This window comes from Streptomyces sp. NPDC001920, from assembly GCF_053594495.1.
The window spans coordinates 293,547-307,412 of the sequence record NZ_JBSFEP010000002.1; the positions used below are offsets into that span (position 1 = coordinate 293,547).

The window sequence follows — 13,866 nt, forward strand, 5'->3', positions numbered from 1 at the left end:
TGTCGTTTCGCTGTCAATTCAGGTTCTGGCGTGCCCAAAAGTCCGTAAGACCCGACATATCGCTAGCAGTTGTCCACAGGCGAGTGACACGAATCGGTAACGGCAGCAAGAATGCGTGTGTGACAACACGCGGAACGTTTCGCGCGTGGTGTCCGTGTTCAAGGGGAGGGCCGGTCCGCGTCGTAGAGCGTCGGCCCGGAAAGTACGGGCCGAGGAGGGCCGGGTGACGACCTATGACGATCGAGCGAGCCTCACTGATCTGACCGCCACTGTGGAGCGTGTCCGCAGTTCGGTGGAGGGTGTGATCGAGGGCAAGCCGGAGGTCGTACGGCTTTCGCTGACCGTACTGCTCGCCGAGGGACATCTGCTGATCGAGGATGTCCCCGGCGTGGGCAAGACGATGCTCGCCAAGGCGCTGGCGCGGTCCATCGACTGCTCGGTGCGGCGTATCCAGTTCACGCCGGACCTGCTGCCGTCCGACATCACCGGCGTGTCCATCTGGGACCAGCAGCGCAAGGACTTCGAGTTCAAGCCCGGCGCGATCTTCGCCCAGATCGTGATCGGCGACGAGATCAACCGCGCCTCGCCGAAGACCCAGTCCGCGCTGCTGGAGTCCATGGAGGAACGCCAGGTCACGATCGACGGCCAGACCTATGAGCTGCCGAGCCCGTTCATGGTGGTGGCCACGCAGAACCCGGTCGAGATGGAGGGCACCTACCCGCTGCCCGAGGCGCAGCGCGACCGCTTCATGGCCCGTGTCTCCGTCGGCTACCCCAGTGTGGAGGCCGAACTGCAGATGCTGGACGTGCACGGCGGCGTCTCGCCGCTGGAGGACCTCCAGCCGGTGGCGCACGCGCACGAGATCGTCAAGCTGATCGACGCCGTCCGCGGGGTCCACGTCGCCGAGCCGGTCCGCCGGTACGCGGTGGACCTGGTCGCGGCCACGCGCACCCACCCCGACCTCAGACTCGGCGCCTCCCCGCGCGCGACGCTGCACCTGCTGCGCGCGGCGAAGGCGTCGGCGGCCCTGAGCGGCCGCGAGTACGCGCTGCCGGACGACGTGCAGGCCCTCGCCGTGGCCGTCCTGGCCCACCGCCTGCTGCCCACCGCGCAGGCCCAGCTGAACCGCCGCACGTCCGAGCAGGTCGTCCAGGAGATCCTCCAGCGCACCCCGGTGCCCGCCGCGCCCCAGCAGCAGAGCGGCTTCGGGAGCCTCGGCCGTGGCACTCCGGCGTACGGCCAGCAGCCGCCGCGGAGGCTGTGATGTCCTTCGGCGCGGCGGGCCAGGCCGAGGCGGATCAGGGTGAGCAGGGCGGGCTGCGCACGGCACTGGCCGGTCTGACCACGCGCGGCCGCTCCTTCCTGGCCGCCGGTATCGCAGCCGCGATCTGCGCCTACGTCCTCGGCCAGAGCGACCTGCTGCGCGTCGGCCTGCTGCTGGCCGTGCTGCCGCTGGTGTGCGCGACCGTGCTGTACCGCACCCGCTACCGGGTCGCGGGCAGCCGCCGGCTCTCCCCCGGGCGGGTGCCCGCGGGCAGCGAGGCCCGTGTCCATCTGCGGATCGACAACGTCTCCCGGCTGCCCACCGGCCTGCTGATGCTCCAGGACCGGGTGCCGTACGTCCTCGGTCCGCGCCCGCGCTTCGTGCTGGACCGGGTGGAGGCGGGTGGCCGACGGGAGGTCTCCTACCGGGTCCGCTCCGATCTGCGCGGCCGCTATCCGCTGGGCCCGTTGCAGCTTCGTCTGAGCGACCCGTTCGGCCTGTGCGAGCTGACCCGGTCCTTCTCGACGTTCGACACGCTGACGGTCATCCCGCGCGTGGAGCCGCTGCCGCCGGTCCGCTTCAGCGGGGAGGCGAAGGGGTACGGCGACGGGCGGCAGCGCTCGCTCGCGCTGGCCGGCGAGGACGACGTGATCCCGCGCGGCTACCGCTACGGCGACGACCTGCGCCGCGTGCACTGGCGCTCCACCGCGCGCTACGGCGAGCTGATGGTGCGCCGCGAGGAGCAGCCGCAGCGCTCCCGCTGCACGGTGCTGCTGGACACCCGTGGCGCGGCCTTCCGGGGCGCCGGCCCCGACTCGGCCTTCGAATGGGCCGTGTCGGGCGCGGCGTCCGCGCTGGTCCACATGCTGGAGCGGGGCTTCTCGGTGCGGCTGCTGACCGACACCGGCAGTTCGGTGCCCGGTGAGGGCGCCGACGGGTTCGCGGGGACCAGCCAGGAGTCGGCCGACGCGGCCGGGCTGATGATGGACACCCTCGCGGTGATCGACCACTCCGACGGCACAGGTCTGTCGCGGGCCTACGACGTGCTGCGCGGCGGCAACGAGGGACTTCTGGTCGCCTTCTTCGGCGACCTCGACGAGGAGCAGGCGACGGTGGCCGCCAAGATGCGCCAGCGCAGCGGGGGCGCGGTGGCCTTCGTCCTGGACAGCAGGGCCTGGGCAGGGGAACCGAGCGATCTGTCCGACGCCTCGGACAGGGGTGAGGAGCGGCTGCGGCTGCTGCGGGAGGCGGGCTGGACGGCGCTGAGCGTGCCGCGGGGCGCTTCCGTGAACGAGCTGTGGCGCCAGGCTGACCAGGCGCGCAACGACGCCGCCGCGATCAGTGGCGCCCGGGGCGAGGGGGGACCGGCATGAGCGGGCGGACACGGATGGCGCTGTGCGCCGCGGCGGCCACCCTGATGGCGTCCTGCGCCCTGCTGCCGCTGGTCTCCCCGGTCACCTGGCTCTTCCAGGCCGTCTTCCTGCTGTCGGTCCAGACGGCCGTGGGCATGGCGGCCCGGCGGGTTCCGCTGGCCCGGCCCCTGACCGTGGCGGCGCAGGCCCTGGTCGCGCTGATGCTGCTGACGCTGACCTTCGCCGGCAAACAGGCGATCATCGGGGTGGTCCCCGGCCCGGAGGCGTTCCGTCACTTCGCCGACCTGCTGCAGGCCGGCGCGAACGACGTCAGCCGGTACTCGATCCCGGCGCCGCTGTCGGACGGCATCAAGCTGATGCTCATCGGCGGCGTCCTGGTCATCGGCCTGGCGGTGGACACGCTCGCGGTGACGTACCGCAGCGCCGCCCCGGCCGGGCTGCCGCTGCTGGCCCTGTACTCCGTGGCGGCCGGGCTCTCCGACGGGGGCGCGGACTGGCTGTGGTTCCTCATCGCCGCCGCGGGATATCTGATGATGCTCCTGGCCGAGGGCCGCGACCGGCTCTCGCAGTGGGGCCGGGTCTTCGGCGGTGCGCCGAGAACGCCGGGCGGGGAGCCGACCGGCGCGGTGGCACCGGTCCGCACCGGGCGGCGCATCGGCATGGTCGCGCTGGGCATCGCCCTCGTGGTGCCGCTCGCCCTGCCCGCGATGAACGGCGGCCTGCTGGACGCCGCGGGCACCGGCGTGGGTCCGGGAAGCGGACGCGGGGGCACGATCTCCGCGGTGAACCCGCTGGTGTCCCTGCGCGACAGTCTGAACGTGGACGAGGACCGGCAGGTCCTGTCCCTCAAGACCAGCACCGACGACATCTCGGACCTGTATCTGCGGATCGTGTCCCTGGACGACTTCGACGGCACCACCTGGCAGCCCTCCAAGCGCAGCATCCAGTCCGTGCCGAACGAGTTCCCCACGCCCATCGGCCTCGGCCCGGAGGTGCGGCGCGCGGAGGTCGAGACGACCATCTCCGCCGCGGACTGGTACGGCCAGAACTGGCTGCCGATGCCGTACCCGCCGAGCGGTGTGGACATCGGCGGCAACTGGCGATACGAACCGCTGGGCATGACGGTCGTCGGCGACCGCCGCCAGACCACACGCGGCGTGACGTACACCGTGCGCAGCCTCGATGTGCAACCGACGGCGAAGCAGCTGGCGGACGCGCCGGCGCCGCCCGCCGCCCTGAAGCGTGAGTTCACCGAGCTGCCCGACTCGTTGCCCGCCGCGGTCGCCCGGACCGCGCGCCAGGTCACCAAGGGGGCTGCCAGCCACTATGAGCAGGCGGTCAAGCTCCAGGACTACTTCGCCGTCACGGGCGGCTTCCAGTACGACACCAATGTCAAGGTCGGCAGTGGCCGGCAGGCGATCGCCCGCTTCCTCAAGGACAAGCAGGGCTTCTGCGTCCACTTCTCCTTCGCCATGGCGGCGATGGCCCGCACGCTGGACATACCGGCTCGGGTCGCGGTGGGCTTCGCGCCGGGGACCCCGCAGGGCGACGAGTCCGTCTCGGTGGGGCTGAAGGACGCGCACGCCTGGCCCGAGCTGTACTTCGAGGGCGTGGGCTGGACCCGCTTCGAGCCGACGCCGACCCGTGGCTCGGTTCCGTCGTACACCCAGTCGGACTCGACCGGTTCCACGCTGCCGGACGTGGCCCGCCCGACGCAGTCCGCCAGCACGGGGCCCTCCGCGTCGGTGTCGGCGAGCGAGAGCTGCGCGGCGGGCAAGCCGGAGCTGTGCGCGAGCGAGTCCCCGCAGGCCGCGCTGCCCACGGGCGGGGACGGTCCGAAGTGGTACGTCGCCCTGGCATGGGCGCTGGGCGGCCTGGCCGCGTTGCTGATTCCGCTGGCACCGATGCTGTGGCGGCTGCGGACGAGAGCGGTACGGCTGGGGGCGCACGGCCGCACGGAAGCGGACGTGCCGGTGCACACTCTGGCGGTCTGGCAGGAACTCACCGACATCGCCTGGGACTTCGGGATACGACCGGACGACTCACAGACCCCGCGCAAGACCGCGGCGCGCATCGTCCGTCTAGGCCACCTCGACGCACCGGCCGCGGCCTGCGTGCACCGGGTCGCCGACGCCGTGGAACAGGTCCTCTACGCCCCGAGCCCCCGCCCTACGGCCGGCCTGGCAGACGATGTCCGCGGTGTCCTGTCCGACCTTCGCTCCAAGGCCGGCTGGGCGACGAGGACGCGTGCTCTGCTGGCCCCCATGTCCACCGTGCGGGTGGCCTGGGCGCTGTCGGACTGGTGGGCCACGGTCAAGCGCCGTGCCGCTGCCGCCCGGCCGACGTGGCGCAGGCCGTCCACGTCCGGTCAGCGGAGCTAGTCCCCGCCAGGCGGGGGCCCCTGTGCCAGGCGCCGGGGAAGCGGGCGTGTGCCGGAGGGGTGGCCTGAGCGCGAAGCCGGCGGCGTGGCGTCGGGCGTCGGGCGTCGGGCGTCGAGCAGCGGGGCACACCCCCGCCCCACTCACTCCCAGGCCACGTCCGCTGCCGCCCACTCGGCCGGTTCCGGGCATACGCAGGGGGTGCCCACCGTCCGGTGGGCACCCCCTGCGTACAGCTGGTTCAGCTAGTTCAGCTAGGAGCTTCTCGTCGAGCTAATGGCCGCCCTGTTCGTCGCGGCGGCGCTGCCAGCGCTCTTCGATGCGGTGCATCATCGAGCGCTTCTGTCGTGGCTGATGGCGGGCATGCGGGCCACCATCGCTGGGCTGCTCACCCGGCTTGGGGGCCTTGCGCCAGCCGGTCACGGCGAGTACCGCACAGCCCAGCATCACAAGGAAGCCCACCACGCTGAGCCAGACCTGCTTGGCGACCATTCCAGCCATGAGGAGCGCGATACCCACGAGGAAGCCGGCGACCGCCTGGTAGACCCGCCGCCGGGTGTACGTACGCAGCCCGCTTCCCTCAAGCGCCGACGCGAACTTGGGATCTTCGGCGTACAGCGCTCGCTCCATCTGCTCGAGCATGCGCTGCTCGTGCTCCGAGAGCGGCACGGAGTCCTCCTCATCGTGCAGTCGCCGGGGCGACCCGGGGGGTCCCTTCAGGATAGGCAGGGAATCGCCCCCGTGAAACCCGCCCCTCTACGCCAATTGGCCAACCGGGCTCCGGCATGGACGCCCCGGCTCGCTGAGATCTGCATTCCCCAGCGGCCGACCCGTCATGCCGGAACGGTCTCCCTCGATCATACGGCGCTGAGCGTCCGATCGGGGGGCCTGTGGCGTACTCCATGTGCAGCCAAGTCCCTGATCAACGGGGCGCCCCGTGGACCGTTCACAGAAGGGTGCTCAGGCCTCGCTGGTCTGCGGTGTCTCACCGAGCACGTGGAGCTGGGTGGCCACGGAGTGGAAGGCGGGCAGTTCGGCCGCCGCCTCCTCCAGCTTCAGCAGCGCCTCCAGGGCGCCGGGCTCGGTGTCCACCAGCACGCCGGGGACCAGGTCGGCGAAGACCCGCACCCCGTGCACGGCACCGACGCGCAGCCCGGCACCCTCCACCAGCGCGGTGAGCTGCTCGACGGTGAAACGCCGGGGCACCGGGTCACCCTGTCCCCAGCGGCCGTCCGGGTCCTCCAGGGCCTGCTTGGCCTCCTTGAAGTGACCGGCGAGGGCGCGGGCCAGCACGGCACCGCCCAGTCCGGCGGCGAGCAGGCTGAGGACTCCCTCCGCGCGCAGGGCGGCAACCGCGTTGCGGACGCCTTCGGCGGGGTCGTCGACGTACTCCAGCACGCCGTGGCACAGCACGACGTCGTACCCGCCGCGCTCGACCACGTCGAAGAGGCCGTGGGCGTCGCCCTGGACACCCCGCACCCGGTCGGCGACACCGGCTTCGGCGGCGCGCCGCTCCAGGGCGAAGAGCGCGTTCGGGCTGGGGTCGACGACCGTGACGCGGTGGCCGAGCCGGGCGGCGGGCACCGCGAAGTTGCCGCTGCCGCCTCCGGTGTCGAGGACGTCCAGCGCCTGACGGCCCGTGGCTTTGACCCGGCGGTCCAGGGCGTCCTGGAGGACCTCCCAGACCACGGCGGTACGGAGAGAGGCGCGGGGTCGCATCGGGTCCGACACGGCAGATGACTCCTCGGCACGGCACCGCCACGGGCGCGGCGGAGCGAACGGGCTGCCTGCCCGGCCCGGGTCACGGGGGCGGGAAGGCTTCAGGCGCCCTCCACCCTATTGCCTGCGGCGGCCCGCCCGGCCCTCCCGGTGCCGCGCGACGCCCTCGCTCCCGTCCCGCCGGCGACGAGCGTGCGCGAGCACGGCCCGCCCCTGCGGCGACGGGGCCGCCGACGTCACCCCGTCACCCCGCGTCCGGCATGTCCGCGCGCGGAGGGCGTGGACCGTCGGCCTCCTTCGCGTCCGTGTCCGGTCGCGGCTGGGGCAGGACCGGCTGGAGCACCAGCATCCGCTCGACGAGACGCAGGAACATCGCCACGTCGCGTATGAGGTCGTCGGCGTCCCGGCGGGTTGCCGCGCCCTGGATGCCGGCCTCCGCCCGTGCGCGGCGCCGGGCGCCCGAGGCGAACAGGGCGCTCCATTCGGTGAGTTCGGGCGCGATCTCGGGGAGCACTTCCCAGGCGCTGCGAATACGGGCCCGGCGCTTGGGGGTGGGCTCGGGGCGGCCTCGGGCGGCGAGTACGGCGGCGGCCGTGCGCAGGGCGGCGAGGTGGGCCGTCGCGTAGCGCTCGTTCGGGGTCTCCAGAGCGGTGGCCTCGTCCAGTCCGGCGCGGGCCTGGGCGAGCAGGTCGAGGGCGGCGGGCGGGGCCGTGGCCCGGCGGAGCACGGGGTGAACATCGCTCGCCGGGCCGGTCAGTGAGGGGGCAGGGCCGGTGGCGCGGCGCCGACGGGCGGCTGCTGCGTGGGAGCTGGCCATGACGAACCTCCTGTCGTCTTGTGACGGCACGCCCGATACGAGGTGCCGTATGTGCCCATCGTGAGGTATGGCACTGACAATCCGTTCTGACCTGTGCTTTTGCATCGATCGCGAGTTCGCACTAGTTTTTGCACTGACCAGTCAGTTCAAAGGAGGCAGGGATGGGGGGAACCGTGACCGGAGTCGGCGTCACGGCCCGCGGCCTCGGTCTGGAAGGACCCCGCGGATGGGCGTTCCGCGGGGTCTCCTTCGAGGCGGAGCCCGGCTCGCTGATCACCGTCGAGGGACCGTCCGGCACCGGCCGCACGAGCCTGTTGCTCGCGCTGACCGGGCGGATGAAGCCCACCGAGGGCACCGCCACCGTGGGCGAGGCCGTGGTGCCCAAGCGCATGGCCGCGGCGCGGCGCGTCAGCGCCCTGGCCCACGTACCCGGTGTGACCGATCTGGAACCGGCCTTGACCGTCGCCGAGCACCTGCACGAACGCGCGCTGCTGCAGCGGCGCTTCGGCGACTCGGTGCGCGGGCTGCTGCGTCCGCGCACCGAGTGGCGGGCCGAGGAGAAGCTGCGCGTCGACGCCGCGCTGACGGCCGCCGGGCTGGACCTGCAGTCGTTGCCCAAGGGTTCCCGTACGGCCGTACGGGATCTGGAGCGGCTGGAGGCGCTGCGGCTGTCCGTCGCGCTCGCCCTGATCGGGCGTCCCCGTCTGCTCGGCGTCGACGACACCGACCTCAAGCTCTCGGACGCCGACCGGGCCGAGGTGTGGGCGCTGCTGAAGTCGCTCACCGAGGCCGGGACCACGGTCGTGGCCGTGTGCAGCGAGGCCCCCGACGGCACGGTCGAGGTCTCGACACGGGCGGCCGGAAGCCAGTCCTGCGAGCGGCGGACCGACCAGGCCTCCGCCACCGCCGAGACCCCGAAGTCCCAGGAAACCGACGGAAAGGAGGCCTCCGATGCGATCGCCGAGGCTCGCCGCGCTTGAGCTCAGGCGCTTCGGCAGGGGAAAGCTGCCGCGTGCCGCCCTCGTCGCGCTGCTGGTGCTGCCGCTGCTGTACGGCGCCCTGTACCTGTGGTCGTTCTGGGACCCGTACGGCCGTCTCGACCGCATCCCGGTCGCGCTCGTCAACGACGACAAGGGGGCCACGGTCGGGGGGAAGAAGCTCACGGCCGGCGACGACATCACCGAGGGGCTTCGCGAGAGCGACGTCTTCGACTGGCGTGAGGTGAGCGCCGCCGAGGCCCGCAGGGGCGTCGAGGACGGCACCTACTACCTGTCGCTGACCATGCCGGGCGACTTCAGCAAGCGGATCGCCTCCAGCGCGGGCGAGTCCCCGGAGACGGGCGCCCTGCAGGTCCGTACTAACGACGCGAACAACTACATCGTCGGGCAGATCTCGCGCACGGTCTTCAGCGAGGTCCGCGAGGCCGCGTCCACAAAGGCGTCACGGTCGTTCCTGGACCGGATCTTCGTCTCGTTCTCCGACATCCACGGCGCGACGGTGAAGGCCGCGAACGGCGCCGACAAGCTGGAGGGCGGCATCGGAAAGGCGGAGAAGGGCTCCAAGGACCTCGCGGACGGGCTGACGGACGCCAAGGAGGGCAGCGGCAAGCTGTCGACCGGCCTGAAGAAGCTCGACAAGGGCGCGGCCGACCTGGAGGACGGTTCCCGCCGCGTCGCCGAGGGCACCCGCACCCTGGCCGACCGGGTCAACGGCGTCGACAGGAAGATCGGACCGTTCCTCGCGGACGACGAGCGGACCATCGCGGACACCGCCCGGCTGGTCGCCGACACCTCCGGAGCGGTCCGCAACAACCTCGACGACCTCGTGGAGCGCGCCCCCGGCGCCGCCAGGGGCGCCCACACGGCCTCCGACGCGCTGGACTCCATCTACCGGGCACGCTGCGAGGACGCCGTGCTGGACGACCAGGCCTGCTCCGACCTGAAGAAGGCGAAGCAGTCGGCCGCGGACGTGGCGACGATCGCCGACGACCTGAACACGCTGATCACCGACCACAACGGCGACCTGAAGAAGCTCGACAAGAACCTCGCCACCCTTCAGAAGCAGGCCCGGGACCTCGCCGAGCGCGCGCCCCACCTCTCCAAGGACCTCGACGACGCCGTCGCCAGGATCAACAAGCTGAACCAGGGGGCCGCGAAGGTCGCCGCGGGCGCCAAGAAGCTGCACGCGGGGATCGGTTCGGCCAGGACCGGCGCGGCCGACCTGGACACCGGCGTGGGCGAGCTGAAGACCGGTGCGCACGATCTCAACGGCGGCATCTACAAGCTCGTCGACGGCTCCGGAAAGCTCTCGGACGGGCTGCACGACGGCGCGGAGCAGATCCCGGACTACGACAAGAAGGCCCGCGACCAGCGCACCGAGGTCATGGCCGACCCGGTCCAGCTCGTCTCCCGGGACATGCACAAGGCTCCCAACTACGGCACCGGTTTCGCCCCGTACTTCATCCCGCTGTCCCTGTGGGTCGGCGCGATGGTGGCGTACATGCTGATCCCGCCCATGAACCGGCGGGCGCTGGCCGCGGGGGCCTCGGCCTGGCGGATCGCGATGGCCGGCTGGCTGCCCGTGGTGGCGATCGGGGTGCTCCAGACGGTGGCCCTGATGTCGGTGCTGCACTGGGCGGTCGGGCTGCAGATGGCTCGGGCGGCCGGAACGGTGGGCTTCCTGTTCCTGGTGACGGCGTGCTTCTCGGCGATCGTGCAGTGGCTGAACGCACGCTTCGGGGCGGCGGGCCGGATCCTCGTCCTGGCCCTGCTGATGCTGCAGCTGACGTCCGCGGGCGGCACGTACCCCGTGCAGACCAGCCCGGGCTTCTTCAACGCGCTGCATCCCTTCCTGCCGATGAGCTACGTCGTCGAGGCGCTCAGGCGGCTCATCACGGGCGGCGGTCTGGGACCGGTGTGGCACGCGTGCGTGGTGCTCGCCGCCTTCACCGCGGGCGCCGTGGCACTGACCGCCCTGTCGGCCCGCCGCCGTCAGGTGTGGACGCTCGACCGGCTCCACCCGGAGCTGAGCCTGTGAGCGCGCGCGGGACAATCAGGGCCATGGAAAGCAGCAACGCCGCGTCGGGCGGCAGCACGCGCCGTGAGGCCACCCGGCAGAAGCTCTACGAGGCGGCCGTCACCCTCATCGCCGAACAGGGCTTCTCCGCCACCACGGTGGACGAGATCGCCGAGCGGGCGGGGGTGGCGAAGGGCACGGTCTACTACAACTTCGCGAGCAAGTCGGTCCTCTTCGAGGAACTGCTGCGGCACGGAGTGGGACTGCTCACCGCCTCCCTGCGGGAAGCGGCCGAGCGGACCGCACGGGAGGGCGGCAGCAAGGTGGACGCCCTCGACGCGATGATCCGCGCGGGGCTGGTCTTCATCGACCGCTACCCGTCCTTCACCCAGCTGTACGTCGCCGAGCTGTGGCGCACCAACCGGGCCTGGCAGTCCACGCTGATGGTGGTCCGGCAGCAGGCCGTCGCGGTCGTCGAGGGCGTGCTGCGCGAGGGCGTCGACAACGGCGAGTTCAGTGAGGAGATCGACGTCACCCTGAGCGCCTCCGCACTGGTCGGCATGGTCCTGGTGGCCGCGCTGGACTGGAAGTCCTTCCAGCCGGAGCGGTCCCTGGACGATGTGCACGCGGCACTGTCCCGGCTGCTGCAGGGCCGGGTGAGCGGCCGCCGCTGAAGCGGCCGAGGGCATGGAAAAGCGCCGGTTCGAACTGGCCGCGTCCCCCGCGGGCCACCACCGAACCGGCGCCTTCCCGTGCTCCCCCGTTCCCCCGATTCCCCCGTTTCCCCCGTTCTCCCGCTCCCCCGTGTTCCCCCGCCGGGCCCCCGTCCGGCCGTTCCCCCGGGTCCCCCGTCTCGCTCCCGCCGGCGCCGGGCCGGCGGAAGGAGCGGATCCGGGGCCGCTCCGTTCCGGCGCCCCGTGTCGCCGGTGCCGGAGCCGATCCCCTTCTCCGTTGCCTCCACTCTCTCGTTCGGGCAGGTCGGGCCCCATCCGCGCGCGTACTCATCTCGGTGACTAGGTACGCGTACTCAGGACTGCGCACTCAGCCCCAGGACCCTGCGTCGCCGACTGGTTACGATCACGTCCGTGTCCATACTTCCCTTGATCTTCACCAGCGGCTGGGCCAGCGGAGTCAACGCCTACGCCGTGGTCCTGCTCCTCGGCGTGTTCGGCGCGACGGGCCTGAGCGACGAGGTGCCCGAGGCGCTGCAGCGGCCCGACGTACTGATCGCGGCCGGTGTGCTGTTCCTCTGTGAAGCCGTCGCCGACAAGATCCCCTACGTGGACTCCACGTGGGACGCGGTGCACACCGTGATCAGGCCGGTGACCGGCGGGGTCGTCGCGGCCCTGCTCGCCGGGCAGAGCGGGTCGCTGCCCGAGCTGACCGCGGGTGTGGTGGGCGGTTCGACGGCCCTGGTGAGCCATCTGATCAAGGCGGGGACGCGCATGGCGGTCAACACCTCGCCGGAGCCGTTCAGCAACATCGTGGTGAGCATCGCCGAGGATCTCGGGGTCGCCGCCCTGATCACCCTCGCGATCTTCCACCCCGTCGCCGCGGCGGTCGTCGTGGCCGTCCTCCTGCTCGCCGGAATCCTGCTGCTCGTCTTCCTGGTCTCGCGCATCCGCCGCTTCCTGCGCCGCAGGGCCGAGCGCCGGGAGGCGAAGCGGCTCGGGCCGGCGGTGGGGCAGCGGTCCGGCTGAGCTTCGCCCGAGGTCAGCGAGCCGGTTGTCAGTGGGGGCCGATAAAGTCCCACGCATGGCACGGATTGCGGTGATCGGCGCCGGGATGGGCGCGATGGCGGCCGCTGCCCGGCTGGCCGTCGCGGGCCACCGGGTGGCGGTGTACGAGCGTACGCAGACGTACGGCGGAGCGGTGCGCCGCTTCGAGCGCGACGGTTTCGCCTTCGACACCGGCCCGGGGCTGCTCCCCCTCCCGGCCGTCTACCGCGACCTGTTCGTCAAGACCGGCAAGGAGCCGCTTGAAGCGTGTGTCGAGCTGACCCAGGTCGACCCGTCCGCGCGCCATGTCTTCGCGGACGGCACCGAGGTGTCCCTGCCGAACGCCTCACGTGCGGGTGTGGTGGCCGCCCTGGAGGAGACGCTGGGCGCCGGGACCGGCGCCCGCTGGGGCGACTTCCTGGTCCGCGCCCGCGAGGCCTGGGACCGCACGCGCAGGCCGCTCCTGGAAGAACCCCTGTGGCCGAACTGGCGGGTGCTGGCCGACCGCGAGCCCTACCCGTCGGTCCCCCACAAGCGGCTTCTGCGCACCCGCCGGGCCGGCACCCTCGCCGAGGTCGGCGCCTGGGAGCTGCGCGACCCCAGACTCGTCGCCCTCCTGGAGAGTCACGCGCTCGCGTACGGCCTGGATCCGCGGACGACACCGGCGAGCGCGGCCGTGCTGCCGTACCTGGAGCACGCCTTCGGGACCTGGTATGTGCGAGGTGGCATACGGGAGTTGGCGCGGGCGGTGCACGAGCGGTGTGTCGCCAGGAAGGTCGAGTTCCACTTCGGTGCCGAGGTCATCGGGATCCTGGAGAAGGACGGCCGGGCCGTGGGGCTGGAACTGGCCGACGGGACGGTGGCGGAGGCCGAGTTCGTGGTCGCCGGGGTCGCCCCCGGGGTGCGGGACCGCCTCGTGCGGAGCACGGCGTTGCACGGCGCGGGCGAGGTCGCGCCCCAGAGCGGCGCGGCGAGCCGTCTGACGGTGCTGCTGGCGCTGCGGGGCGGCCGACCGGAGGGGGCGGCGCATCGCACGGTGGTGCACGCGGCGGACCGCGACACCGAACTGGACGCCCTGTTCGGCACCGCTCCCGGTATGGCCGCGCGTCCCACGGTGACGGTGCTGCGGCCCGGCGACCCGGCACTGGTGCCGGACCCCGGTCATGAGACGGTCACCCTCACCTCGACGGTGCCGGCACAGCCCGACCGGGGCTGGGCGGAGTCGGAGGTCTTCGAGCAGCAGGCCGAGCGCCTGATCACGGCCGCCGAGCGTGCCGTGCCGGATCTGCGCGACCGGCTCCTCTGGCACGAGGTGCGCACCCCGGCCGACGTCGCGGAGGCGACCGGCGTGGACGGGGGTGCGGTTCCGGCCCCGGCGCTGGCCGCGGCCGACGGGCGTCTGCTGCATCCCTCGAACAGCACGGCGGTGTCAGGTCTGTTCACCGTCGGAGGCTGGTCCCACCCGGGCGGCGGTCTTCCGCACGCCGGTATGTCGGGAGCGCTGGTGGCCGGGCTGATCGTGGAGGGGCCGGAGTTCCGGGGCTCGCAGTGACGTCCGGGGCTCGCAGGGACGCCCGCCTCG

At 72.4% G+C, this 13,866-nt stretch carries 11 protein-coding genes; 8 read left to right on the forward strand and 3 right to left on the reverse strand.

Annotated elements, in window-relative coordinates:
- The first annotated feature begins 223 nt into the window (after positions 1-223).
- The 3 genes from ACWCPI_RS03895 to ACWCPI_RS03905 are packed head-to-tail and all read left to right on the forward strand — an operon-like array spanning position 224 to position 5,018.
- On the forward strand, positions 224-1,264 hold the full coding sequence (locus tag ACWCPI_RS03895) for an AAA family ATPase (protein ID WP_451036582.1): 1,041 nt from the start codon (positions 224-226) through the stop codon (positions 1,262-1,264).
- A complete protein-coding gene (locus ACWCPI_RS03900; RefSeq protein ID WP_451036583.1) occupies positions 1,264-2,637 on the forward strand; it encodes a DUF58 domain-containing protein in 1,374 nt (457 codons plus the stop codon). The genes ACWCPI_RS03895 and ACWCPI_RS03900 overlap by 1 nt, the downstream gene beginning before the upstream one ends.
- Positions 2,634-5,018, forward strand: coding sequence for a transglutaminase TgpA family protein (locus tag ACWCPI_RS03905; RefSeq protein ID WP_451036584.1), 2,385 nt, complete (start codon positions 2,634-2,636; stop codon positions 5,016-5,018). The genes ACWCPI_RS03900 and ACWCPI_RS03905 overlap by 4 nt, the downstream gene beginning before the upstream one ends.
- Positions 5,019-5,288: 270 nt before the next feature.
- Here the strand turns inward: ACWCPI_RS03905 and ACWCPI_RS03910 are convergent, their stop codons facing one another.
- The 3 genes from ACWCPI_RS03910 to ACWCPI_RS03920 form a co-directional block, all read right to left on the reverse strand.
- Positions 5,289-5,684, reverse strand: a complete 396-nt coding sequence (locus tag ACWCPI_RS03910) for a DUF3040 domain-containing protein (RefSeq protein ID WP_451036585.1) — start codon at positions 5,682-5,684, stop codon at positions 5,289-5,291.
- 291 nt (positions 5,685-5,975) lie between these two features.
- Entirely contained in the window at positions 5,976-6,746 is a 771-nt protein-coding gene (locus ACWCPI_RS03915) for a methyltransferase (RefSeq protein WP_451036586.1), read from the reverse strand.
- A 232-nt stretch (positions 6,747-6,978) separates the two neighbouring features.
- Positions 6,979-7,551 carry an SAV_6107 family HEPN domain-containing protein gene (locus ACWCPI_RS03920; protein WP_019758918.1) on the reverse strand — a complete coding sequence of 191 codons (573 nt, stop codon included), beginning with the start codon at positions 7,549-7,551 and terminating at the stop codon, positions 6,979-6,981.
- A 161-nt stretch (positions 7,552-7,712) separates the two neighbouring features.
- On the opposite strand from ACWCPI_RS03920, the gene ACWCPI_RS03925 reads away from it, so the two are divergent.
- The 5 genes from ACWCPI_RS03925 (at position 7,713) to ACWCPI_RS03945 (ending at position 13,836) form a co-directional block, all read left to right on the forward strand.
- The gene (locus ACWCPI_RS03925) at positions 7,713-8,531 is read left to right on the forward strand and encodes an ATP-binding cassette domain-containing protein (protein ID WP_451036587.1); all 819 of its coding nucleotides are present in this window, start codon (positions 7,713-7,715) and stop codon (positions 8,529-8,531) included.
- The gene (locus tag ACWCPI_RS03930) at positions 8,503-10,587 is read left to right on the forward strand and encodes a YhgE/Pip family protein (RefSeq protein ID WP_451036588.1); all 2,085 of its coding nucleotides are present in this window, start codon (positions 8,503-8,505) and stop codon (positions 10,585-10,587) included. The genes ACWCPI_RS03925 and ACWCPI_RS03930 overlap by 29 nt, the downstream gene beginning before the upstream one ends.
- A 23-nt stretch (positions 10,588-10,610) precedes the next feature.
- Positions 10,611-11,240: a TetR/AcrR family transcriptional regulator gene (locus tag ACWCPI_RS03935; protein WP_451036589.1), complete on the forward strand. Its 630-nt coding sequence runs from the start codon at positions 10,611-10,613 to the stop codon at positions 11,238-11,240.
- A 411-nt stretch (positions 11,241-11,651) separates the two neighbouring features.
- Positions 11,652-12,266, forward strand: a complete 615-nt coding sequence (locus tag ACWCPI_RS03940) for a DUF4126 domain-containing protein (RefSeq protein ID WP_451036590.1) — start codon at positions 11,652-11,654, stop codon at positions 12,264-12,266.
- A 55-nt stretch (positions 12,267-12,321) separates the two neighbouring features.
- Positions 12,322-13,836: a phytoene desaturase family protein gene (locus ACWCPI_RS03945; RefSeq protein ID WP_451036591.1), complete on the forward strand. Its 1,515-nt coding sequence runs from the start codon at positions 12,322-12,324 to the stop codon at positions 13,834-13,836.
- The last annotated feature ends 30 nt before the right edge of the window (positions 13,837-13,866 follow it).

Excerpts from the sequence above, each read along its gene's own strand:
- ACWCPI_RS03930 (WP_451036588.1), top strand. The coding sequence starts at position 8,503 with ATGCGATCGCCGAGGCTCGCCGCGCTTGAGCTCAGGCGCTTCGGCAGG.
- ACWCPI_RS03945 (WP_451036591.1), top strand. The coding sequence starts at position 12,322 with ATGGCACGGATTGCGGTGATCGGCGCCGGGATGGGCGCGATGGCGGCC.
- ACWCPI_RS03920 (WP_019758918.1), bottom strand. The coding sequence starts at position 7,551 with ATGGCCAGCTCCCACGCAGCAGCCGCCCGTCGGCGCCGCGCCACCGGC.
- ACWCPI_RS03905 (WP_451036584.1), top strand. The coding sequence starts at position 2,634 with ATGAGCGGGCGGACACGGATGGCGCTGTGCGCCGCGGCGGCCACCCTG.
- ACWCPI_RS03935 (WP_451036589.1), top strand. The coding sequence starts at position 10,611 with ATGGAAAGCAGCAACGCCGCGTCGGGCGGCAGCACGCGCCGTGAGGCC.
- ACWCPI_RS03925 (WP_451036587.1), top strand. The coding sequence starts at position 7,713 with ATGGGGGGAACCGTGACCGGAGTCGGCGTCACGGCCCGCGGCCTCGGT.
- ACWCPI_RS03900 (WP_451036583.1), top strand. The coding sequence starts at position 1,264 with ATGTCCTTCGGCGCGGCGGGCCAGGCCGAGGCGGATCAGGGTGAGCAG.